Below are 22,067 nucleotides of genomic sequence, written 5' to 3' on the forward strand. Positions count from 1 at the left end.
GCTTTTTTATTGGTGCCATGTAACGCTGTTAGTTTCTAACAACTAGCGTTTTGTTATTGTTCGTTCTTTATTGTTTAAGCAGTTTCTAGTGCTTTATCTTCAACAAGGTTTAGTCGCTCACCGAACACTGGACGTAGGGCTTTAAGGACTTCTTGGCGAGTAACAACACCAACCATTTGACCATTTTCAAGAACCGGCAATACTTGCGGTTTGCTAACCTTCATGCTTTTCGCTCGTTCTTCTAAAGATAGAGAAGTTAGGCGAGTTGCAATCCCCATGCTGCTTGTTGGGTATAGTTGCTCTTTGTCGATGCATAGGAACTCGACCACATCCACCAAACGATCGCTAGCATCAATTGCAACGACATCACGGCTCATCAAATCAACCACTTTTTGATCTTTCACTGGGATGTAATCTTGACACCACAGTTCAACCATCACGTCGTGTGCAGAGAAGAAACCAACTAAACGATTGTGGAGATCCACCACTGGTGCGCTTGTTAGATTGTTGTCTAATAGAGTATCAAGAGCTGCGGCTACAGGCATTTCCACGCTGAGTGTAACCGGTTTTGGATTCATGATGTCCTTTACGAAAGATGCGTTTTTCATTGTGATTTCCTTAACTGACGATAACTGAGTTGTATTTGTGATAGATGAAACATTGGCTGCTTTTAACTCTGGACGGCGGTAGATGCACCAGTTAGCCAAACCAACGAGTACCGCGCCACCGACGATGTTGCCAAACGTCACTGGAATTAAGTTCGCACTAATAAAGTGTGCGACATTTAAATCCGCATATTGGGAGGCCGGTACACCAACAGATGCCCAAAATGATTCAGGGGCAAAATTGGCAATAACGATGCCTAGTGGGACCATAAACATGTTTGCCACACAGTGCTCAAAGCCACTGCTGACGAACATCGCAACTGGAAGAATGGTCATAAGCGCTTTCGTCATTGCGTTTGCAGAACTAAACGTCAACCAAATTGCAAGACAAACCAGTAGGTTACATAGAACGCCCAAAGCAAAGGCTTGAAGCAATGTATGGTGCAGTTTGTGTTGTGCGATATTAAGAGCATTCAAACCCCATTGGCCTGCATCCATTTTGTACAAACCTGCCGCAGTCACAAGAGCAAGCAAAAACATTGCGCCGATGAAGTTACCCACGTAAACCTTGCCCCAAATCGACAACATTTTGCCGAAAGAGATTTGTTTGTTTGCCCATGAGATGCTGGAAAGCACCGAACTGGTAAACAGCTCACCACCGCAAATAACGATAAGGATTAACCCCATACTGAAGGCGATACCACCGGCTAAGCGGCTTAAACCCCAACCTGTATTCGCACTGCCAGTTGTCACTGTGATGTAAAACAAAAATGCCAAACCGATAAACGCACCAGCCATTATTGCTAGGCCAAGTGTCATGCTGCTGGTTTTGTTTGCTTTACTTAATGCGAATTTCTCCGCCTCAGCCATCATCTCTTTAGGAGAAAAGTCCTGGTGAGTTTGAGAACTGGTCACCGCCATAATGACTCCTTAGTTTGTGGTTCCATAAAAAGCTCCTTGATTTATTAGCTCAAAAATGAATTGTTGTTTTTGTTTTGCGGTGTTCCCGAACCGCATATCCAGAATAGGGCGGGCAGTGGTACAGGTAAAATTGATAATATTTAGAAATCTCATCAAATTATTTGATAAGTTTTTAGCGCGGAGTAAAATGAACCCTATTGCTTATTGGGGCATGTTTTTGAGGTTGTGAGAGTATGGGAATACTCGCCCATGATGGAGGACACTTTGCGCTACTCTCTTAAGCAATTAGCGGTTTTCGACGCAGTTGCAGATACCGGCAGTGTAAGCCAGGCCGCAGACAAACTGGCTCTGACACAATCGGCGACAAGTATGTCGCTCGCGCAGTTAGAAAAAATGCTTGGCAGGCCTTTATTTGAAAGGCAAGGAAAGCAAATGGCCCTAACACATTGGGGGATGTGGTTAAGGCCAAAAGCAAAGCGTTTATTGCAAGATGCCTTGCAGATAGAAATGGGATTCTATGAGCAACATTTGTTGAGCGGAGAGATCCGTCTTGGTGCGAGCCAAACACCAGCAGAACACTTGGTGCCTGACCTTATCAGTATCATTGATAACGATTTTCCTGAGATGCGAATCTCGCTAGGCGTACAAAGTACGAAAGGGGTTATCGATGGAGTATTAGATTACAAATACGATTTAGGCATTATTGAAGGACGTTGTGACGATAACCGTTTACACCAAGAAATCTGGTGTCGTGACCACCTTACTGTAGTCGCAGCTTCTCATCATCCTTTTGCTCGTAACCCTTCGGTCAGTTTAGCTCAATTAGAGCAGGCGAAATGGGTGTTGCGTGAGCATGGCTCAGGTACTCGTAAAACCTTTGATAGCTCCATTCATCATTTGATTGAAGATTTAGATGTATGGCGTGAGTATGAACATGTTCCTGTGTTGCGCAGCTTGGTGGCTAACGGACAATACTTAACTTGTTTGCCATATTTGGATGTTGAACGTTACATTGAGGCTGGACGTTTAGTCGCGCTAAACGTACCAGATCTGAAAATGGAGCGCACATTGTCCTTTATTTGGCGTGCGGATATGGCCGAAAACCCGTTGGTCGATTGCATCAAGCGTGAAGGTTTGCGCATGATGAAGGGCAAACCATCCGTCTTATAGGTACTATCAATTTAAATGGGCTCTGCATCGCAGAGCCTTTTTTATTTCTTTTATTCGTCCATCTCTGTTTTTGTTATTTTCTAAATCTGTTGATTTATCGGTTGCGTCAAATAATTTGTGTAAAACATGAAACAAAAGGTGATATTGTTGTGATCATTATCACCGATAAACTGGCGCGATGTGCCTAGTATTGGTTCTTGATTTCAATGTATGAAGGCAGTTATCAAACCCAAAGGGTGCGATAGTCGCCAAGCAGGTACGAATACCATGACAACACTTTTAGCTATCTCTATTACTACTGGGATTCTGTCCGGCGTTTGGGGTTGGATTGCCATTTCTCTTGGCCTTTTATCTTGGGCAGGCTTTCTAGGCTGTACAAGCTACTTCGCAGCTCCAACGAGTGGATTAAAAGGTTTAGCGACAAGCTTAATTACTAACTTGACCGGTGTATTCTGGGCAATGGTAATTATTTATGGCTCCACTTACGCAGGTTTAGAGATCTTGGGTTATGTGATCACAGCTGTTGTAGCGTTTTTCATGTGTATTCAAGCGAAACAGGCTTGGCTAGCGTACATTCCTGGTACTTTCATTGGTTCTTGCGCGACATTCGCAGCAGATGGCAATTGGCAACTTGTTGTTCCATCGCTTGTATTAGGTGGCGTATTTGGTTACTTGATGAAAGCAACAGGACTTTGGTTACATGCGAAATCAACCGCTACTTCTTCTTCGCTCGCTGAGCAAGCACAGTAGTGAACCCCCGATCTAATTTGTATCCGCTGTGTGTTGAGCTTTATCCCTCTCAATACAGTTAATCAAAATTAATGATATTTGATACAAGCACACTAAATTAGTGTGCTTTTTTTTGCCTAAATTTTAAGGGGATAGCGCAGTGCTATCCCCAAAGACTATTTAAATGGAAAACGAGTAAGTAGATATATAAGGCTTAAGTATTCCCGCTTGCCATAGTAACGATGCGTTTTAAAGTCCAACGCAACAACACAGGGATACATTCCATGCCTTTCTCTTCGCAGTGAGACACAATGGCTAGAGCCAAATCTGGCTTCGCATGTTTTTTCAAAACGCGGTTAACCACTTTCTTCGCCGGAATTGGATGGTCGTGAGGGACTTTGATCATGTCCTTAAAGAAAAGCTCGAACCCATGATTATAAAGAAAATGCTCGATGTCCCGATCGGGAAGTTCAGTGAGCCTATGGCGCTCTTGATCATGCCCAAGCTGCGCTCTCACTGTGTGGGCGTATTTTTTACCCGCCGGGTCACCATCGGTAACCACATGCCAATCGATACCGAACTCTTTGGCTACTTTTATTAATGAACGTAAGCCAGATTGTGCAAATTCGACAATCTGAACCCCTTCAGCGGCGAGATCGTATCCACATTGTCTTGCCAATTCATTAAACAACCAAACCTCAGTTTCGCCTTCCACTAATAGCCAGCAACGTGCAAACAAAGCGCCAGCGCGATGAAAACGAATGTGGAAACCAATTCGTCTTAACTCATCCCCCCCAAACTTAGACGTATTTAGACTCTTCGCGATAGTTTTGTCGGACAGACGGATAAGCCTACGGATGGAGTAGAGCGGCACGGAACCAAGCAAACTGCCACTATTCGTGGTTAAGATTTTTTGCATTGGCAAAAGTTGAAGCAACGACCAAGCTCGAGCTAAATGCGTTGGGTGTAAACGACCTTCTGGATCTTCGATGATCAAAATAGGCCGCGCGCAACGTCTTAAATCCGTCGGCCCTTTGGCTTGAAGATATGCATTAAGCAACCCCATTAAGAGCAAACGACTTTGCTTATCGTTGGTCTCTTTCAGGTATTGGCTCAATCCTTTATCAGAAGATGGGCTAGTGTAGAATAATCCGTCTCTCGGTTTTCTAGGATTGCCTTTACTGATGCTACGAAACGCAAAATAGTGCTCGACCAACGTTTTCATGGCATCGAGGCTGCTTCGTATTTCCCCTTTGTTTACATGACCCGGCATCGCCAACAAACGTCGACAGGTGTTGTTGATGCGTTTTTCTATACGCGCGTTTTTGCTGTCACCATTAATGTGTGTCGGACGAGGAAAGCGACGAGAGTCCCTTAATCGAATGACAGGGTGCAACGTCATCAACTCAACCGCTAATTTCTCTGAATGGTGAATCTGTTTCGGTTTGCCATCACGGTCAAGAAACGCGTATTTGGTCGTGATGGCATGATCAACGCGAGAGGCACTGATTCGATAATAAATGACATGTTCACCATCTTCTGTTGTGCACCAAGCGGGTTTGATGCGGCGATAACGACCAGCGTTTGCTTCATGTTTATCTTGTGCTTTGAAGCAAACAATAATTTGGATGTGTTGAGACTGAGGGTGAGAAATGGAGTAGTCGACGTGGAAATCTTTCAGTTCGAACTCATACAGACTTCCGTTGGCTGGTAACGCGATAGATAGGGCGTCGAGCAATGAAGATTTGCCCCACGTATTCTCACCAATGAGGGTAGTGAGTTCATCAAAAGAGAGTGAAAGGCGTTTGATGCCTCTGAACCCGGAGATTTCGATGCGTTCTAGTCTCATCTCAATCCTCCTTGCAATTATTTGAATTATAGAGAGTTATTTTGCTACTCCTAAGCATATATGAATTCGAAATTTTTGAGTTAAGCTCAGTTCACAAAATTACGAGAGCCTCCTATTGAATAGAGACCGCGACAAGCGTAAGTTGCTTTCAATTGAACGACAGACAGCATCGTGATCACGTAAACGTGAAATCAAAAATTCACAGTTTCATAAAATTCATGATTCTGTCATGATTCACTTCTTATTATTATAAGGAATGAAAAGAGAGAAGATGAAAATGAATAAAAATCATAAGCCAGTAAGAATCAAACTGGCACACATCAATGACACTCATTCCTACTTTGAGCCAACGTCATTACAGCTAAAACTCAAAATCAACAAAGACCTCATATTAGAACCTTATGTTAGTGCGGGCGGATTCTCACGAATTGCGACTCGAGTTGAACAGCTACGTGATGATGCACAGCGTCAAGGGCAGGGAATGTTGTTCCTTCATGCTGGCGACTGCTTCCAAGGCACGCTCTATTTCTCCTTATTTAAAGGCAAAGCGAACGCCGATTTGTTGAACGCCTTGAATATTGATGCCATGGCATTGGGAAACCACGAGCTCGACATGGGGAACGAACCGGTTGCACTATTTTGTCAGCGCACCAATTTTCCGCTGCTCGCAGGTAACTGGGATCTGTCCAATGAGTCAAAAAACAAAGCGCACCGACTAAGCGACTGTAACAACGTACTGAGCTATCAACCGGATTCACGCAGTGCGCAATACCTTGTGAAAGAGTTTAACGGTGTAAAAGTCGCTATTTTTGGTTTGTCCATCGATAAAATGAGCGATATAGCAAACCCTGACGCCGATACGCCATTTATGACTGCAATTGAAACCGCGAAAGCGACAGTCGCACAAATTCACAATGATGGAATCAAAAACATTATTTTACTGAGTCACCTGGGTTACGAAGGCGACTTAGAACTTGCAGGGCAAGTGGAAGGCATCGGTATCATCGTGGGTGGTCATAGCCACCGTTTGCAAGGTGACTTTACTGCGATTGGTTTGGGTGAAGATGATCCTTATGGTATCAAAGTAAATGGAACCTACGTTGTGCAAGCCGGTTTTCATGCTCTGACCATGGGCCATTGTGTGCTTGAGTTTGACGAGAATGGCCAAGCAACCATGTTGAATGGTCAAAATGAATTACTGTTAGGGCGCCGTATTTTCTGGGATTCAACGTTGAATCAACAATTGGACCAAGGCGTATTTGAAACCGCTTGTGATTTTATTCACGGCCAACCAAATGTTGTGGTCTGTAAGAAACACCCAGAAACTCAAGCTATTTTGAGAGATAAATACATACCTCGCGTGCGTGCCTTGCAATCGCAGGTGATTGCTCATGTGGAAAACAAAAAGCGTCATGTCCGTATACCGGATGAGTTGGGCGGAAGTGAACTTGCCGGTGCGGTCGCTCGTTCTTTCCTTCATAGCTTAAATAAACGCGGGCACAACGTTCAATTTGCAATTCATAATGCAGGTGGCGTTCGTACTTCACTCAATCCAGGTGATATTACAGTGGCAGATGTTGCCGGACGATTATTGCCTTTTGCCGTACCGATCGGGTTTTACGATGTGAAAGGTGCGGTTATTCGTCGAGCTCTAGAAGGTGCAATCAATAACGCACTAAACAACGGCGTAGAAGGCACTGGGTCAGGCAGTTACCCATATACGTACAATCTGAACTTTGACTATCAAGCCGATGCGCCAAAAGGTGAGAGAGTCCAACGATTAGAAATATTTGATGGATACCGCTGGGTAAAGGTTGATGATGACACTTGGTATCGTGGCACCTCTTCGGCTTACACGATGAAAGGCAAAGAAGGCTATGAAGCCCTGCTTGATATGAAAGGCGAGGGTTGCGTGAGTAACTTATCAATGGCGGATTGTTTTATTGAACTACTTACAGATGAGCCTAACTGTTTGAACGAAAGTCACAAACTTTACTCTCAACAAAATCGTTAATCATTTTTGGTATTGATTTTGCTGTACTTTCCACACTACATGCGAGTGAGAGGGTGGAAAGTATGTGGAAAAAAGACTGGGCAGACGCCGCGGTGGTCATTGCGTGGGTAGCCGCTTGGTCCATGCTTGTGTATTTTGTGCCGCTAAATGGGCTATAAAGAACAAAGAGCAATAAGAGGGAGCACTGGTCAGTGCTCCTTTTTCTTTATATTCATATATTTGATGGACTGCTGGCGATTAAATGCATTGATTTTATTGATAGGGAATTTTTGTTGGAAATCAGAATGATCAGGCGTATGATGGCGGCGTTTGGGGAGTAGTTAGCGCAAGTTTACTTATCGTCATCTCGTTAAGCGATCGCTTATCCGGTAAGTAAAGGTGTCTGATTGAACATTCAATCTTGGCACTTCAACGAGACCAACGCATTCATTGATTAGCAGACACATGGGTAATGTGACTGCTGGTTTGTATTGTTTGCGGAAGGTCACCAAACACTGCTGTCCTTCCGCGTGGGAGGAAGCATGTCTCTTATTGAAAATACCACCCAGTTAAGCCAATCTGTTCTATTTCAAGAATCACTGACAATGTATGGTGCATTCGGCCTTTTCACACTCGTTTTGGTTGCGCTTGATATCTATCAAACCCGAGGCGGTGCCATTACGATGCAAAAAGCCATCGTTTGGAGCATATTCTGGTTCTTACTCGCGTTTCTTTTTGCAGGTTCCATCTATTTCTTTTGGGACGTTTACGCTCCTCATAGTGCTTACAGCAATGAGAAAGCGACCGTGTCATTCCTAACTGGTTACTTGCTCGAAAAGTCGTTAAGCGTTGATAACTTATTTGTCTTCGCCATCATATTTGCCCAATACAAAGTGCCAGAGCATCTTCGTCCTCGCGCGTTATTATGGGGTGTGATTGGCGCGTTGGTTCTGCGAGCAATTATGATTGCTGTCGGTGCGCAGCTGCTCGCCCAATACCATTGGGTACTCTACCTATTTGCGGCGTTCCTAATCTGGACAGGTATTAAGCTTGCTCGCGACAAAGGTGAAGAGGAAGAAGTGAACCCATACCCAGAGCAAGTGATTCGTAAATTGCTGCCAGTAACAGATGATTATCAAGGCAATCATATGTTCTTGAAGCAAGCAGGGAAGTGGGTTGCGACGCCAATGTTAATTGTAGTAGGCGTGATCGCCGTGATGGATGTGATGTTTGCACTCGATTCAATTCCGGCTATTTTTGCGGTCACTCGCGAGCCATTCTTGGTGTTAGCGGCTAACGTATTCGCGTTGTTAGGCTTACGCTCGCTGTACTTCGTGCTGCAAGCGATGCTGGACAAGTTTGTCTACTTAAAACCTGCGCTCTCTGTGATCATGATGTTTATCGGTGTGAAGATGCTTTTGGTCGGAACAGAATACGAAATCCCAACGATTTGGTCGTTGACGTTCTTGATTCTAGTAATGACTTCCGCGGTAGTTGCGTCGGTGTATAAGAACAAAGAAAACAGTCGTTCTCGAGTTAATATTACTAATCAAAAATATTGATAACCGGATTTTCTAAAAGGTATTTTTAGTATTGATTGGTTAAATATTTGTTACTTAAAAGCTTGAAGTTATCCCTGTAACTCCAAGTTATTCAAGAAAAGTACGCGATTGTTGAATTTTTATGCGAAAAGTGGGCATTTCTAGCTCACAGCAATGTGAATGATTTGTTTTATTAGAAAAACTAATTTGGTTGGTCAAATTTTGTCATTTTTTAAACAGTGAGGAAGTGACTACTATACAACCAACAAAACATATTACTGCTTTTAAAGAGAGGCAATCATGGCACAAGCAATGCAAATGACAAATGTAGCTTTACCAACCTCTATGGATAAGAAAACCTACGCGGTTAACTTCAAAGGATTGATTGCTCACTTACTCGACATTCTTTTTGTAGATAACTCTGCTCCTCGCAGCTACTACGCAGAAGATTTGTCAGCTCACATTCAAAAAGATATCGGTATGTACCGTTAATCTGAACACTGTGAAAAAAATGCCAGCTTAGCCGCTGGCATTTTTGTATTTGCTGTTTCAAAGGGACCTGATTCAAACGCATGGGTTAGGGGGCCTTCCGAAGCACAAACAAAAACGGGGTTCCAACTGGAACCCCGTTTTATACAAAAGTAACTAAAATTACTTCTTACGGCAGTACTCTGCGATCACGTACATTGACTGACCACCGTTTGCCTTACCTGAAATCAGTTTAGGGTCATCACCAAGGCTGATACCGCGAATCACAGTACCTTGCTTAATTACTTGGTTTGTACCTTTAACTGGTAGATCTTTGATTACTGTTACATCGTCACCTTTCTTAAGTTCAGTGCCGTTGCAGTCAACAGTTTTGTCATCAGCAGACATACCTGTCATTGCCCAGTTCTTTTGCTCTTCTTCCATGTACATCATGTCAAGAGCGTCTTGAGCCCAGCTTTCAGAGTTTAGGCGAGTTAGTTGGCGCCATGCAGTTACTTGTACTGCAGGAACCTGGCTCCACATGCTTTCGTTCAGACAACGCCAATGGTTAATGTCTTTAGGTTCTTCGATCTCGCTGTGGCATTTGTCACATACCATGATAGCGGTATCAACTGTTACGTTACCGTGTGGTGGTACAGCGTAAGCAGTTAATGGAGATTCAGATGAACACAGTTCACATTTTGACTCGCAGCGTGCAAGCAGAGTAGCTTCGATAGACATAAGGACTCACCTTAGTAATGTTATTTTGTGGCGGTATTATCCACTTTATCCTGAGAAATAAAAGGGTGTTAGCGAATTAAAGCCGAGATTTTACAATATTCCAACCTGATTAGGTGAAAGATGTAAAACAATCGCTAAATAAATAATATTTGGAATATAAAAGAAGTGGTCAATTACCTTGGGTTATGAATTGTTGTGTGAATTATTCAACACTCTTTTGAGTGCGAAAAATAAAAAACCCAGCCTAAGCTGGGTTTTTTCGATGGATGAATGGTCGATTATTTCAGTACTGTTGTATCCGAAACATCACTCAATGCGTTGTCCATCAAGAAGTCCGCGTTTTCTTTTTGCATTTCAGCATGATGATTGATATCGGCAAGTGTGCCTGATGGCGACGCAAACGTACTGTGTGAAGCAATAGCGTTGAATTGAACAAAGCTTGACGTCGCAGCGACCGCTGTATTTAAGCTATTAACCTCAGTTAAGCCCAATTTCTTGGCTAACGGCTCTGTACCTGCAAATGGAGCGTTCGCAACGTTATTCGGTACCGTCTTATCACCTTCAACTTCTGTCATCAAGAATGGGGTAGTTAGAGTGCCTGAAGCAACTAGGTCTGCAGCATTAGTAAATGGATCTACAGTATCAAGCGTGGTTTGCGCTGCGTAGATGAACTGTGAGAAACCAGCACTCAGAGCTGCAAGCTGTTCCGGTGTCGCTAAACCTTCAAAGACCTCGTAACATGCTTTGTCATCTAACTGAGCACACTGCGCGTCAGCGTAAGACTTGTAATCCGTTGATGCTGCATAAGCAAGGTTGTGCTTGATTTGTGGACCAAAGTCTGAAGAACCCAACAATAGATTACCGATTTGACCACCAGAATTCTGAATAGAGGCCGCGCTAAATGTATACAGTGCGTCAGCAGTAGGGCTGCCTAGTGTGTTGTTTGCAGCAGCAACCGCAGACGTACCAACAATACCGCCTAGTGAGTGACCTAGCATTTTTACTTGAGAGCCCGTCATTGGGTTAAAACCTTGAAGAGGGCCTCCAGCCAATAGACCGCCTTGCGCTGATACTACTAAACTAGCACGTAAGCCCAATACATCCAGCACGCTTTGACGAAGGTTGTCACGCGCTACAGCAAGGTTAGACAGGTTCAAGTAAGCAAGAACGTTCGCATTTGCCGATCGTTGTTCGTCTAGGCTACGTGTACCGTGGATTGGAAGATCGATAGCGATAACAGCTACTCCAGCCTGCACCATATTAAAAGCAAATGCATACGCGTTTTCTTTCGCTGAGGTGATACCGTGTTGGTAGATCACCACGTCTTTCGCTACACCATTTTGAGGAGTAAACAGTAAGAACTCGACATTTTCTAAAGACTTAACCGCAGGAACAGGAGAGTAACGAGTAATAACTCGCTCACTATCCAGCTGTGTGCCGTCGTTTAAGTACAGTTTCGAGCCTACCAGTTTTAGCTGCTCTGTTGGATCTGTTGCCAGCTTGCTAACGTCTACAGGAGAGCTTGCGAAAACGCCAGAAGAAAGCTGCTGAACCATGTTCGCTTGTTCTGCTGGATCGGTAAGCGCTGCGTTTAGCTTCGCTAGGCTTGGCATCGCAGACACCATCGGTTGCATGTTCCAGTTTGCGCCTTTTTCAAGGTAGTGTGGCAGTCTTACTTGACCCTGAGTAACATTCACACTCGCGCCAGATTGCAGGTAAAGACCTTTAATCGCGGTTTTCGCTGCATCTAAGTCACTGACGTATTTGTTAAAGTCACTGTCCGAATCTAACGCTGTCATAAAGTCTTGTGTCTCACCAAGCACCATTGTGTACGCAGTAGAAAGGTCGACAGCATTCTCGTTATTATCATTTTTGTAAATGGTATTTAGCGTGTTCGCGCCAGTAGCAAAACCTGTCGCAGTAACACCTTTAACAGCCGCTAACGTGTCACCTACAGATTGAGTGCTGAACCATGATGAGTAGACAATATCAGCTGGGTTGACTTGCGCTAGACCAAAAATGCCTTCCACCGCTTGTGTCACCGCTTGAATAGAAGCAAGAGCACCAGTTTCATAAACGATTTCTTTCGATTTACCTGTCGCGTAACTGGCTGATGTACCGATTGGCTCACCATTCACGTCAGTAACATCTTGTGTTACTGCAAAAATGTACTCGCTTGACTCATCAAGCGCATCCATGAACTGGATATATAGAGAGTTGCCTTTTGCTTGAACAACGTAGTCTTGGTTCTGAACGAGAACGTCTTCGATTGGGTTGGACTTACCATCCCACTCGGTTAAACGTTGATTAATCTTGATGACTTTAATACCAGACGGCAGCATACCCGTTGCAAAACCATCGCCTTTAAAGTTCAGAACGATTGGCATAGACGTTGACCATCCATCCATCGTATTCATCGAGGCTCTAGGGTTGGTTAAGGCATCATCACCGTCAGTTGGCAGACCAAGCGTGCCATCTGTTGTGTCCATTAATAAGTAAGAGGGCGCAGGTACATCCGCATTCGCCCCTTGAAGCGTAAAGCTGATAGATGTTCCACGGTCGAGCAGTGCTTGGACTTCATCTTCAAATTGAACTTTGTCGGAAGTACCAGAGCTTGATGTATTATCACCACAACCAGCAAGAAGGATTGCAGAACAAAGCATTGATAATTTAAACGTGTGTTTCATTGGTTTACTCCGTAATCCCATTATTTGAAGGTGTAGTTCATCTGTACCGCGCTGATGTAAGCAGTACCTTCTGAGTCAAACTTAATCTCGTCACCCAGAGCATTTGTCTCAGTGAAAGAGCCTGATTTACTCTTAACAAGTGCAAAGCCTGCATCGAAAGTTAAATTCTCATTCATTGCGTAAGTTAGGCCCGCGCTGTACCAAAAACGGTCACTGTCAGGGATGCTCAATGTGGCTTCACCTGCTTGTTCGTCGTATGCAAAGCCTGCACGGAATGTCCAATCCGCATTGAGGGTGTAAGTTGCGCCAATAGAATAACGGTTGTTGTCTTCGTATTTCTCTGGTTTGTAGAAACATTGACCAGCAGTTCCATCATTACATTGAGGACTCGTCGCTTTCAGTTCTTTAAATGTGCTCCAATCGGTCTGTTGCCAGCCGTAATGTACTGCCCATTCTTCATTCAGTTGATGGAAAGCCGATAATTCGATAATTGAAGGGAGAGAGATTTTTAAACGGCCATCCACTTTTGCTGATGGAGCTCGACCTGAGTCGTAACTACTAAACTCACCGTCGTCAAAATCTAGATCAACTTTAGAACGATAGCCAAAGCCAAATCGGTTGTTTTCATTTAGCTCGTACAAAGCGCCAATATTCCAACCCCAAGCAAAAGTTTCGCCTTCCATGCCGACAAGGTTATCGGACTTATTACCACCTAAAATACGGGCGAGTGCGCCTTTGTGACGAGTCAGCTCCGCTTCCGCGTACACTAGGTTGATACCGCCACCCACACTGAATTTTTCGTTGATGCGGTAAGCAATGTTTGGATTGATATTGACAGAAAGTAGCGAGGTGTCGCCAGCCATATCACCCGCAGAAATATCATCTGGATAATCTGTTGCAACACCGTAAGTGGTGAACATACCGATACCCCAAGCCCAGTTGTCATTGATTGGGCTGATGTAATAACCCGCAGGAACCACTTGCAGTGGTGCTACGTCATCAGATTGCTCTTTATGAAGCGTATCGTAAACGTTGACTTCAGGATCAACGATAGAAAGTGCGCCAGAAAACTGAGCTTCTTTGAAAAGAGTCATTGCTGCTGGGTTACGTGCAAGAACGCTGGCATTGTCTGCTACAGCCCCTTCACCTGAGAATGCTCGACCAAGACCAGATGCCGAGTGTTCAGCAACCTGAAAGCCCGCTGAATGGGCATTACACGCAAACAATATTGAAATTGTCAGCAGAGAGCAGTGCTTCTTGTTCATCCTTGACCCTCCTAGGGTGTCATTATGCTGGACCGAAGTCCTTGTAATTGTTGTGTGGTACTAAACAGCAGTTGTGATTGCGTTGAAACACAGCTGTGATGTAAACGTAATGTTAATTGTATGTTTAATAACTTGTCAAAGTTTGAGCGTATTTGGCGTTTTAAATTTGATGCATACGTCAAACGCCTGCTCGTAAGGGCATGTATTATCGTTATATTTTTTGTGGAAATGGTACGACCAGAATTGTTTTGCAAATCTTATGATTAAATAACCTTCAAATCTTGAGTTCACATGCTTTGATGTCACTTGTTATAAGAGGCATAATTCGACCTTTGTGGTTATCGCATTAGGAATCGCGTTGGAATTACTACACACTGAATTTTTGGGTCGCCCGTTAAGATTAGAAGGATCGATGGCGGGATGGCAGCAATTGTACTGGGACAACACTCTAGTTTCTCAAATTGATGCGAGCGAAAAGAAAACAGAAACTTACACGCATCAATTTAAGTTGAGTGCTGGAGAAGAGGTTTTGCTTTGCCAATTAGACTGCACATTGGATTGGCAACCTTTTGATCTGACCTATCGCGCCACCGTTAACGGTGAGCTAATTACGGAAGGTTCAAGAAACGAAAAAGATATTGAAAGGCAGGTGCCACAGGTCGCGCCGCCATCAGAAAAGCGCTTGAGTGTCATCGGTATTTTTTCCTTAGGTATGAAAGCCTTAAAAAGCGCGAAAGTGATTAAAGTTGCGCTGGCGTCAGCAAGTTTAGCTGCCTATTCATGGTTGTTTTCTATTGAGTTTGCTCTGGCTCTTATTGCTTGTCTTATGTTCCACGAATATGGGCATATCAAAGCGATGAAGTATTTCGGTATGAAAACCAAGGGCATTTACTTGCTCCCGTTTCTAGGTGGCTTGGCTTTAAGTGACGAGAAAATAAACACGCGTTGGCAAGATGTCGTCATTTCTATCATGGGGCCTTTCTTTGGATTGGTTTTAAGCATTGTGTTTACTCTGCTTTATTGGATGACAGGCGAAATGATATTCGCTGGTCTTGCTGTGTTTAACGCGCTGCTAAACCTCTTTAACTTGCTGCCGATCTTACCGTTAGATGGTGGCCATGTTCTAAAGAGTATTACTTTCTCGATGAATACTTGGATTGGGTTGGCGGGCAGCATTGTTACAGCACTACTTGGTATTGCGCTCAGCTATTCATTTGGTTTAACACTGCTCGGGTTCTTACTGATGATGGGGATGCTGGAAGTGGTCATGGAATGGCGAGCAAGACATCACAGCCACTTGCTGCCACTCACTCGCTACGGTCAATTGTTCTCATTGGTTTGGTATTTAGCATCCGTTGGTGGTTTTGTTGGGATTATTTGGTATTTCGCAGGGCTGGGTGACAGCTTACTCAGCTTACCTTTGCAAATTCTTGGAACTTAACGAAAGTTCTCAACACACAAATAACGAAAAAGCTCCTTAAGTAGGAGCTTTTTTGTATCAGACTTTGTAGGGTTATACGCTTTCTAACCACATTTCGGTGCTTTCACATTGTACTTCGGCAACTTGTTGATGGTTGCCTGCAAGTCTTTAATTCGCGTACTGTGAGAAGGGTGAGTAGAGAAAAACTCCGGCGGCTGAGCTCCACCTGATGCTGCACTCATGTTTTTCCACAGATCGACGCTTTGATTAGGATTGAATCCAGCTTTCGCCATGTACTCTAAGCCAACGATATCCGCTTCAGACTCTTGCGTTCTTCCATAAGGGAGAATCACGCCGTACTGCACACCAACACCTAACGCGGCCATAGTGAGCTGTTGATATTGTTTGTATTCAGATGCGCCAATTGCCACATTGGCTAACGACAGCCCAGCATTGGCCAACTGGCTTTGAGACAGCCGCTCGTTACTGTGTTCTGCTAAAACGTGCGCCACTTCGTGCCCGATAACCGTTGCTAACTGATCTTGGTTTTTCGCTACCTTGAGAAGGCCAGTGTAAACACCAATTTTTCCGCCTGGCAACGCAAACGCATTGACTTGGTCACTATCAAACACCACGACCTCCCAATCTTTGAAACCAGCTTGAGGTGGAATGGCATTGGTGATCTGCTTAGCTACGCATTGTACGTAAGCGTTGGTCTTTTTATCTTTACTGATTGGAATATCCTTCTTCATTTGATCAAAGGATTTTGCACCAAGTGATGACATTTCTTGATCTGAAAACATCAGTATTTGATTTCGACCAGTTGGTGAGGCGCTGCACGCAGTTAAGCCTGCTAAGGTCAAGAGAGCAGAGGCTTTAATCCATACCTTCATAAGTGGCTCCATATTCACTAATTCTTGTTTTGAACCAGTAGTATATACCCAAATGATGACAAGATGCATAGGCGAGGTAAGTGTGATTGTAGAGTTGAGGGCTAGCGCGTTTTGTCTTGAAGTGTCGCAGCAATAGAGACTATGCTAAGCGCTTGGCATAAATATGAATAAGCAGTCTCAACCTGCAAACAGTAAGAGCGAAAAATGAGTATTTGGAAAAAGCCGATCAGTTTGGACATCCTTAACGCTACATCAAGAAATACCATGATGGAGCACCTACAAATCGAGTACACCAACTTCACGGATGATTCATTAAGTGCAACGATGCCAGTGTGCAGTTTTACTCACCAACCGCTAGGTATGTTGCATGGTGGTGCATCCGTCGTGCTAGCAGAAACATTAGGTTCCATTGCCGCAAACTTTTGCGTAAGTGAAGGTAACTACTGCGTAGGTTTAGATATCAACGCAAACCATGTACGAGCAATGCGCAGTGGTTATGTTATCGGTACCGCAAAACCTATTCACCTTGGTGTGTCGACTCAAGTTTGGCAGATTGAAATTACAGACGAACGTGATCGCTTGGTGTGTACTAGTCGTCTAACGATTGCTGTGAAACAACAAAAAGCAAAATTGGCTTAATTCGACGTTCATCAATCAGCAGAGATACACCCAAAGGCAGAACATGGTTATCGAGTTTTCATTAGGTAAAATTATCGCGACGCAGCGTGAAATCGTCATCAAACTAACCGGTGAGGCAATGGTCACATTGCAAGCACAAACCGATGCACTTCAACTTCTTGGTCGTGGCGCAAATGTGGTGTTAGCCCATGGGGCCGAATGCAAATGGTCAATAAAATTGGATAATGAGGAACAACTTATCCAACTCGCACAAGAAATTGGTATCGATATTCAATAATTTACCCCTTCATATTTGCACTTTTTCATAAAAATGAGGAAACTTGACTTATTGACATCAAGACAAGTATTTCCTCTTTATGAGTAGCCCTCGTTTACGTGTTCAGTTCGAAACACTCTTTGAAAAATTTGCCGGTAACGACACAGAAGTTCAGCTAGAAGACATTACCGACGCTCTGTTTTGTACGCGACGAAATGCGCGTATCGTTCTCAATAAGCTCGAAGAAGAGGGGTGGATAGAATGGCACCCGGCTGCTGGCCGAGGAAAACTATCCAAACTGATCTTTAAACGCAATCGTAGTGACGTAAGCGAAAACTTAGCGAGACGCTATCTAGACGAAGGAAAAATTGGACAGGCGCTCGATGCGTTAGACAATGACGCCGCACGTTTAACCCAGGTGATTCAAGGTTATTTGGGATTGCAGCATCGACAAGGCGAGCAAGTCGTGAGATTACCTTATTACCGACCGTTAGCCATGTTGAATCCGCAAAAGCCGATGCGTCGCTCGGAACAACACATCGCGCGACAAGTTTTTAGCGGTTTAACGCGTCTTGATGAAAACGAACAACTTCAACCGGATCTCGCACATACGTGGGAGGCGCTTTCTGACACTCATTGGCGTTTCTATTTGCGTCGTGGCGTACGCTTCCATAATGGTGAACCACTCACGACAGATTGTGTTGTAGAGAGCATTCTTGCCTTGAGTGGATTGAATTTGTTCTCTCACATTCAGCAAGTTTCGTCACCACAGCCTTGGACCGTTGATATTAAGCTTGTTCGTCCAGATCGCTATTTACCGTTAGCATTGAGCGAGTCTCAAGCCAAAGTCTTATTGCCACAAGCGCTTCGCTCTGAGGATTTTGACCGTAAGCCTATTGGCTCAGGTCCGTTCCAAGTAAAAGTGAACGACGACAAACGCCTTATTCTTACTGCTTTCGATGGTTATTTTGGGTTTCGTCCACTGCTGGACCAAGTTGAAGTGTGGGTGATTGATGAAGCCTACTCATCAATGGTGTATCCAAGCCTGTCTAAGCCACAAATGAACAAACAAGCGTCGACCGATGAAGTGGAACTCGATCCGGGTTGTACCTTCTTGCTGCTTAACAAAAACACCGGGATCGCAAAAGACCCACGTTGGGCCGAATTTTTAAGCCAAACACTAAATAGCCATCAAATCTACGCGCACGTTCCCCAAGATAAAGTGATTGAACTGGGTGTACTGCAAGCATTTGGTTTAAAACCGGGGTGGATTGACTTAAGGCCGACATCAGTGGGTGAAGTCCCGCAACAAGGTAAATCGATTACCGTCGCTTATCAGAAAAAACATCCGATGTTTCCTGTCATTGCCAAAGCAATTAAACATTTGCTCAAACCGCACAGTGTCGATGTCGAGTTTATTCGCTACGATACGCAGCCTCCAAACCCAGAAGAAGTCGACGTTTGGGTAAAAGCAATGGGTATTGCGACCAATCGCAACGATGCCTTAGCGGGCTGGCTACTTGATTATAGCGACATCGAAAAATTCAGCGCGGGTTACGATTTTTCAGAATGGGCGACATTAGTCGATCAATGGCGTGCAGGCATTCACGCCGACTTTCCTGCTCGCGAATTAGGAAGGCAGTTAGTGAAAAGCTGTCAGGTTATTCCAATGTTCCATTGCTGGCTTGGTGTAAACAAAGACCACAGCGGAGCGCTTCAAAATGCAAAATGTAATGCGCTGGGGTGGTTCGATTTCAGCAATGTGTGGGTCAAGCCAGAGATAGAAGATAATGGCCAAGCCGAATAAAAAGCAACCGAGTAAAACTGTCGAAATTTATTGTGCGAAATGCAAAGCGCAGCTATATAAGTATCGCAAGGGCGGAAAGGGGGCCTTGGTGAAGTGCTTTAAAGAACGCATTGTAGAAGATTACACTCAAACCCCTTGTTTTTGCCCGAGCTGCGGGCAAGAGTTTGCACGAGATACGTTAGTCAGAGGTACGCCTGCGTTTAAGATGATTGGCGGAAAAGTGACAATGAAGTAGGAAAAATAATGAGCCAACAAAACGATTGCTGCATGGTGTTAAGTACCACCAATAATGAAAAAAATCGCGATGAAATCATCAAAGGTTTATTAGAAGCTCAATTAGCGGCGTGTATTCAGACGATGCCAATTGAGAGCCATTATGTTTGGAAAGGGGAAGTTTGTACTGACCACGAATGGTTATTGATCATCAAAACACGACGTGAGCTTTACGAGTTAGTGGAAGAAAAAATTGAAAACCTGCACGAATATGAGGTTGCTCAAATCGTACAGGTTCCTATTGTGGATGGTTTTAATCCGTATTTAGAATGGCTTCGCGAATCGACGTTGAGCCGACATTAAAAACAACGACAGTATGGCACCCGTCGTATCACACAACATGTCTTTCTGGGCATCCCAAATGTCTCCTTGGGAGCCTAGGAAGGCAATGCCTTCATCGCCACCAGCCAGTTCGGCATACCACCACTCAATGATTTCGTAGCCTGCAGCCAAAGACATAATGGCAAACAACGCAAACCAGCATGAAAAAGTTGGGTTGAATTTTTTGTTGTGAATCAAATACTCAGCGATCGGGTAGGCATATAAACCAATCGCAAAGTGGGCTACGCGATCAAAATTGTTTCTCTCTGATCCAATTAGGTTATTGAACCAATCAAACGGCACTTCAGCGAAGGTGTATTTCGCGCCAATGGTGTGTAGGCACAACCAAATAAACATCAAAAGGTAAGCGGTGTTGCTGAACTGGTAGCGAATCGAAATCGCCCAAATCGCAATGAGAATACCAATCGCCGGAATGATTTCAGCAAACCAGACAGCACGCGAGCTAGGTTCTAATGCTGAAAATAAAAAAACGATGGCGTAAAAAATCGTCAATCCCAATAGTGTAGAAGTGCTTTTCATAGGGTTAGTTGATCCTTCAATTGATTTTTTAGAGCGTACAAGCATCGAGTTAAACCGTTTATATCTCTGTTTGTAATGCGTTAACAATGATTACACTTAATTGAACGGTGTGCAATTGTTTATTTTTATTGGTCAATTATTAACTAAACATGTTGAATTATCAGCGAACTGCTCAACATTAAAACGTTTGCGCGTGCACATTTCATTAAAGTTTGATTTACAACATGCCCATCCATAGAATCCGTGACTCAGTCTAATAAAAAAGAAGTAAAGTCATGAAACTGGAAACTGTCGATTATCTTGCTGACGACGCTGCTCAACAGTTCGTAGCATCACTACGCGAAACAGGATTTGGCGTATTAAAGAATCACCCAATCCCTCAAGAGTTGGTTGAGTCCATTTACAAAAACTGGCACGAGTTTTTCTGCTCAGAAGAAAAAAATGATTTCCAATTTAATGTAGAAACGCAAGATGGTTATTTCCCACCTTCGGTTTCTGAAGTTGCGAAAGGCCACAAAGTAAAAGACATCAAAGAGTACTTTCATGTTTACCCTTGGGGACAAATCCCAGAACAGTTGAAAGCAGAGATTCTTGAGTACTACGAGCGCGCAAACGCTTTTGCACAAGAACTGCTAGGTTGGGTAGAAGAGTACGCACCAAAAGACGTACAAGAGAAGTTCTCTATCGCGCTGTCAGAAATGATCAATAACAGCGACAAAACGTTGCTTCGCGTTCTTCATTACCCACCAATGACAGGCGAAGAAGAGCCAGGTGCAATTCGCGCAGCCGCTCATGAAGACATCAACCTACTGACTGTACTGCCAGCGGCGAACGAGCCTGGTCTGCAAGTTATGAGCAAAGATGGCGAGTGGATCGATGTTCCATGTGACTTTGGTAACTTGATCATTAACATCGGTGACATGCTACAAGAAGCATCAGGCGGTTACTTCCCGTCGACGACACACCGAGTTATCAACCCAACAGGTGCTCGCCAAGAAAAATCGCGCATTTCATTACCGCTTTTCTTGCACCCAAAACCAGATACAGTACTTTCTGAGCGTTACACAGCACACAGCTACTTGATGGAACGCTTACGTGAGCTAGGCGTTATTTAATCAAACGCGATCCTGATTCCAAAGGTCGATGGTTTTTCGCTATCGGCCTTTTTTCGTTTATGGTACAAAAGTAACGACGTTGAGCTTTAAAACGTGCTCAATTTTAATCGCTTATAAATCAAACGAGGGCGCATGGAAGATCAATATGGCGTATGCGATAGCAGTCAGAGTGAAATAGAAAACCCGTTGCTTTGGCCAATGCTTGAGATTCTCAAAAAGCAACCGTCTGGTTGGAAAGTACACACCTTGGCCAGCAAGCTCAGTGAGCGCGGTTACATTAACCAGCTTGACCCCTCGCCAGATAAAGACTTATTCAAAAGAAACTTTCTGATAATGAATGCGCTGTATCAACTGCAAGAGACGCTCTTTCCGGACAGTTGGTTGCAAGTAGAAGCGATGGATATCATGTTGATGTCAGCATTAGAAGCGAGTAGAAATAGCGTCGATCCAAACGATCCTTTGCGACAATACTATTTGGATTGGACCCATTATGAAGCGAACGAAGATGAAGTTCGTCGATTACTCAATGAGTTTTGGAGTCGTTATCAACGCTTTGTAGGCGGCGCCTCGGAGCATAACATTGATAAAGCGAAAGCGCTTAAACTCTTTGACCTAGCGGGTGACGCATCTCGTACTGAAATCCGCCGACAATGGCGAAAACTGGCGTTACGCTGGCATCCTGATAGAGAAAATGGCGATGCCGAAAGATTCAGAGTGTTGTGCGAAGCATGGAACGTGCTTCGAAATGGATAAATAGTAAATAACTACCTACTGTAGTAGGTGGTTTAGGACTGAAAATAAAAAAGGCAGCGATTATCGCTGCCTTTGTGTTTT

Annotated in this window: 20 protein-coding genes; 13 read left to right on the forward strand and 7 right to left on the reverse strand. The window is 44.0% G+C overall.

The genetic code is table 11. The annotated features are described in order from the left end of the window. Window positions 1-74: 74 nt before the first annotated feature. Window positions 75-1,526, reverse strand: coding sequence for a formate transporter FocA (focA, locus tag ACF8CV_RS03630; protein ID WP_138937222.1), 1,452 nt, complete (start codon window positions 1,524-1,526; stop codon window positions 75-77). A 264-nt stretch (window positions 1,527-1,790) separates the two neighbouring features. On the opposite strand from focA, the gene ACF8CV_RS03635 reads away from it, so the two are divergent. Together ACF8CV_RS03635 and ACF8CV_RS03640 are read left to right on the forward strand one after the other, a co-directional pair. Beyond that, window positions 1,791-2,696 (forward strand): LysR substrate-binding domain-containing protein, encoded by a 906-nt coding sequence (locus tag ACF8CV_RS03635; RefSeq protein WP_005498809.1) that lies wholly within the window; start codon window positions 1,791-1,793, stop codon window positions 2,694-2,696. A 267-nt stretch (window positions 2,697-2,963) separates the two neighbouring features. Then, entirely contained in the window at window positions 2,964-3,446 is a 483-nt protein-coding gene (locus ACF8CV_RS03640; protein WP_005483841.1) for a DUF1097 domain-containing protein, read from the forward strand. A 193-nt stretch (window positions 3,447-3,639) separates the two neighbouring features. Here the strand turns inward: ACF8CV_RS03640 and ACF8CV_RS03645 are convergent, their stop codons facing one another. Further along, a complete protein-coding gene (locus ACF8CV_RS03645) occupies window positions 3,640-5,274 on the reverse strand; it encodes an ATP-dependent endonuclease (protein WP_138937223.1) in 1,635 nt (544 codons plus the stop codon). A gap of 271 nt (window positions 5,275-5,545) precedes the next feature. Between ACF8CV_RS03645 and ACF8CV_RS03650 the strand changes: the two genes are divergently transcribed. From ACF8CV_RS03650 to ACF8CV_RS03660, 3 genes are all read left to right on the forward strand, one after another. Next, on the forward strand, window positions 5,546-7,288 hold the full coding sequence (locus ACF8CV_RS03650) for a bifunctional UDP-sugar hydrolase/5'-nucleotidase (protein ID WP_138937224.1): 1,743 nt from the start codon (window positions 5,546-5,548) through the stop codon (window positions 7,286-7,288). Between the two features lie 521 nt (window positions 7,289-7,809). Beyond that, window positions 7,810-8,829 (forward strand): TerC family protein, encoded by a 1,020-nt coding sequence (locus ACF8CV_RS03655; protein WP_020842108.1) that lies wholly within the window; start codon window positions 7,810-7,812, stop codon window positions 8,827-8,829. Between the two features lie 279 nt (window positions 8,830-9,108). Next, window positions 9,109-9,300, forward strand: a complete 192-nt coding sequence (locus tag ACF8CV_RS03660) for a hypothetical protein (protein WP_005451745.1) — start codon at window positions 9,109-9,111, stop codon at window positions 9,298-9,300. Window positions 9,301-9,459: 159 nt separating this feature from the next. Here ACF8CV_RS03660 and ACF8CV_RS03665 read toward each other — a convergent pair whose 3' ends face one another. From ACF8CV_RS03665 to ACF8CV_RS03675, 3 genes are all read right to left on the reverse strand, one after another. Further along, the gene (locus tag ACF8CV_RS03665; RefSeq protein WP_005455388.1) at window positions 9,460-10,017 is read right to left on the reverse strand and encodes a PhnA domain-containing protein; all 558 of its coding nucleotides are present in this window, start codon (window positions 10,015-10,017) and stop codon (window positions 9,460-9,462) included. A 278-nt stretch (window positions 10,018-10,295) separates the two neighbouring features. After that, window positions 10,296-12,704 (reverse strand): VolA/Pla-1 family phospholipase, encoded by a 2,409-nt coding sequence (locus tag ACF8CV_RS03670; protein WP_138937285.1) that lies wholly within the window; start codon window positions 12,702-12,704, stop codon window positions 10,296-10,298. A gap of 20 nt (window positions 12,705-12,724) precedes the next feature. Continuing rightward, window positions 12,725-13,969 carry an outer membrane protein transport protein gene (locus ACF8CV_RS03675; protein WP_021448509.1) on the reverse strand — a complete coding sequence of 415 codons (1,245 nt, stop codon included), beginning with the start codon at window positions 13,967-13,969 and terminating at the stop codon, window positions 12,725-12,727. Window positions 13,970-14,327: 358 nt separating this feature from the next. Between ACF8CV_RS03675 and ACF8CV_RS03680 the strand changes: the two genes are divergently transcribed. After that, window positions 14,328-15,410: a site-2 protease family protein gene (locus ACF8CV_RS03680; RefSeq protein WP_138937286.1), complete on the forward strand. Its 1,083-nt coding sequence runs from the start codon at window positions 14,328-14,330 to the stop codon at window positions 15,408-15,410. An 83-nt stretch (window positions 15,411-15,493) separates the two neighbouring features. Here the strand turns inward: ACF8CV_RS03680 and ACF8CV_RS03685 are convergent, their stop codons facing one another. Beyond that, complete coding sequence (locus ACF8CV_RS03685; RefSeq protein ID WP_005455384.1) at window positions 15,494-16,282, reverse strand: M48 family metallopeptidase; 789 nt, start codon at window positions 16,280-16,282, stop codon at window positions 15,494-15,496. A gap of 204 nt (window positions 16,283-16,486) precedes the next feature. Here ACF8CV_RS03685 and ACF8CV_RS03690 point away from each other — a divergent pair, with 204 nt between their 5' ends. The 5 genes from ACF8CV_RS03690 (at window position 16,487) to cutA (ending at window position 19,560) form a co-directional block, all read left to right on the forward strand. Beyond that, window positions 16,487-16,921 (forward strand): hotdog fold thioesterase, encoded by a 435-nt coding sequence (locus ACF8CV_RS03690; protein WP_005455359.1) that lies wholly within the window; start codon window positions 16,487-16,489, stop codon window positions 16,919-16,921. A gap of 43 nt (window positions 16,922-16,964) precedes the next feature. Continuing rightward, window positions 16,965-17,198 (forward strand): DUF3389 domain-containing protein, encoded by a 234-nt coding sequence (locus ACF8CV_RS03695; protein WP_005455381.1) that lies wholly within the window; start codon window positions 16,965-16,967, stop codon window positions 17,196-17,198. Window positions 17,199-17,277: 79 nt separating this feature from the next. Next, window positions 17,278-18,984 carry an SgrR family transcriptional regulator gene (locus ACF8CV_RS03700; protein WP_021821670.1) on the forward strand — a complete coding sequence of 569 codons (1,707 nt, stop codon included), beginning with the start codon at window positions 17,278-17,280 and terminating at the stop codon, window positions 18,982-18,984. Next, a complete protein-coding gene (locus tag ACF8CV_RS03705; protein WP_005479768.1) occupies window positions 18,968-19,219 on the forward strand; it encodes a hypothetical protein in 252 nt (83 codons plus the stop codon). The genes ACF8CV_RS03700 and ACF8CV_RS03705 overlap by 17 nt, the downstream gene beginning before the upstream one ends. 8 nt (window positions 19,220-19,227) lie before the next feature. Next, window positions 19,228-19,560 (forward strand): divalent-cation tolerance protein CutA, encoded by a 333-nt coding sequence (gene cutA, locus ACF8CV_RS03710; RefSeq protein ID WP_005455382.1) that lies wholly within the window; start codon window positions 19,228-19,230, stop codon window positions 19,558-19,560. Here the strand turns inward: cutA and ACF8CV_RS03715 are convergent. Next, complete coding sequence (locus ACF8CV_RS03715; protein ID WP_025504043.1) at window positions 19,522-20,118, reverse strand: DUF2238 domain-containing protein; 597 nt, start codon at window positions 20,116-20,118, stop codon at window positions 19,522-19,524. The two genes, cutA and ACF8CV_RS03715, sit on opposite strands and share 39 nt — an antisense overlap. A 275-nt stretch (window positions 20,119-20,393) precedes the next feature. On the opposite strand from ACF8CV_RS03715, the gene ACF8CV_RS03720 reads away from it, so the two are divergent. Together ACF8CV_RS03720 and ACF8CV_RS03725 are read left to right on the forward strand one after the other, a co-directional pair. Further along, window positions 20,394-21,233 carry an isopenicillin N synthase family oxygenase gene (locus tag ACF8CV_RS03720; protein ID WP_005455357.1) on the forward strand — a complete coding sequence of 280 codons (840 nt, stop codon included), beginning with the start codon at window positions 20,394-20,396 and terminating at the stop codon, window positions 21,231-21,233. A gap of 132 nt (window positions 21,234-21,365) precedes the next feature. Beyond that, on the forward strand, window positions 21,366-21,986 hold the full coding sequence (locus tag ACF8CV_RS03725) for a DNA-J related domain-containing protein (RefSeq protein WP_025553954.1): 621 nt from the start codon (window positions 21,366-21,368) through the stop codon (window positions 21,984-21,986). Window positions 21,987-22,067 lie beyond the last annotated feature (81 nt).

This window comes from Vibrio sp. zbq_1 (genome assembly GCF_043102935.1).
GTDB lineage: Bacteria > Pseudomonadota > Gammaproteobacteria > Enterobacterales > Vibrionaceae > Vibrio > Vibrio parahaemolyticus.

Excerpts from the sequence above, each read along its gene's own strand:
- ACF8CV_RS03645 (WP_138937223.1), bottom strand. The coding sequence starts at position 5,274 with ATGAGACTAGAACGCATCGAAATCTCCGGGTTCAGAGGCATCAAACGC.
- ACF8CV_RS03705 (WP_005479768.1), top strand. The coding sequence starts at position 18,968 with ATGGCCAAGCCGAATAAAAAGCAACCGAGTAAAACTGTCGAAATTTAT.
- ACF8CV_RS03695 (WP_005455381.1), top strand. The coding sequence starts at position 16,965 with ATGGTTATCGAGTTTTCATTAGGTAAAATTATCGCGACGCAGCGTGAA.
- focA (WP_138937222.1), bottom strand. The coding sequence starts at position 1,526 with ATGGCGGTGACCAGTTCTCAAACTCACCAGGACTTTTCTCCTAAAGAG.
- ACF8CV_RS03670 (WP_138937285.1), bottom strand. The coding sequence starts at position 12,704 with ATGAAACACACGTTTAAATTATCAATGCTTTGTTCTGCAATCCTTCTT.
- ACF8CV_RS03655 (WP_020842108.1), top strand. The coding sequence starts at position 7,810 with ATGTCTCTTATTGAAAATACCACCCAGTTAAGCCAATCTGTTCTATTT.
- ACF8CV_RS03700 (WP_021821670.1), top strand. The coding sequence starts at position 17,278 with ATGAGTAGCCCTCGTTTACGTGTTCAGTTCGAAACACTCTTTGAAAAA.
- ACF8CV_RS03715 (WP_025504043.1), bottom strand. The coding sequence starts at position 20,118 with ATGAAAAGCACTTCTACACTATTGGGATTGACGATTTTTTACGCCATC.
- cutA (WP_005455382.1), top strand. The coding sequence starts at position 19,228 with ATGAGCCAACAAAACGATTGCTGCATGGTGTTAAGTACCACCAATAAT.
- ACF8CV_RS03665 (WP_005455388.1), bottom strand. The coding sequence starts at position 10,017 with ATGTCTATCGAAGCTACTCTGCTTGCACGCTGCGAGTCAAAATGTGAA.
- ACF8CV_RS03685 (WP_005455384.1), bottom strand. The coding sequence starts at position 16,282 with ATGAAGGTATGGATTAAAGCCTCTGCTCTCTTGACCTTAGCAGGCTTA.
- ACF8CV_RS03720 (WP_005455357.1), top strand. The coding sequence starts at position 20,394 with ATGAAACTGGAAACTGTCGATTATCTTGCTGACGACGCTGCTCAACAG.
- ACF8CV_RS03650 (WP_138937224.1), top strand. The coding sequence starts at position 5,546 with ATGAAAATGAATAAAAATCATAAGCCAGTAAGAATCAAACTGGCACAC.
- ACF8CV_RS03660 (WP_005451745.1), top strand. The coding sequence starts at position 9,109 with ATGGCACAAGCAATGCAAATGACAAATGTAGCTTTACCAACCTCTATG.
- ACF8CV_RS03690 (WP_005455359.1), top strand. The coding sequence starts at position 16,487 with ATGAGTATTTGGAAAAAGCCGATCAGTTTGGACATCCTTAACGCTACA.
- ACF8CV_RS03675 (WP_021448509.1), bottom strand. The coding sequence starts at position 13,969 with ATGAACAAGAAGCACTGCTCTCTGCTGACAATTTCAATATTGTTTGCG.
- ACF8CV_RS03640 (WP_005483841.1), top strand. The coding sequence starts at position 2,964 with ATGACAACACTTTTAGCTATCTCTATTACTACTGGGATTCTGTCCGGC.
- ACF8CV_RS03725 (WP_025553954.1), top strand. The coding sequence starts at position 21,366 with ATGGAAGATCAATATGGCGTATGCGATAGCAGTCAGAGTGAAATAGAA.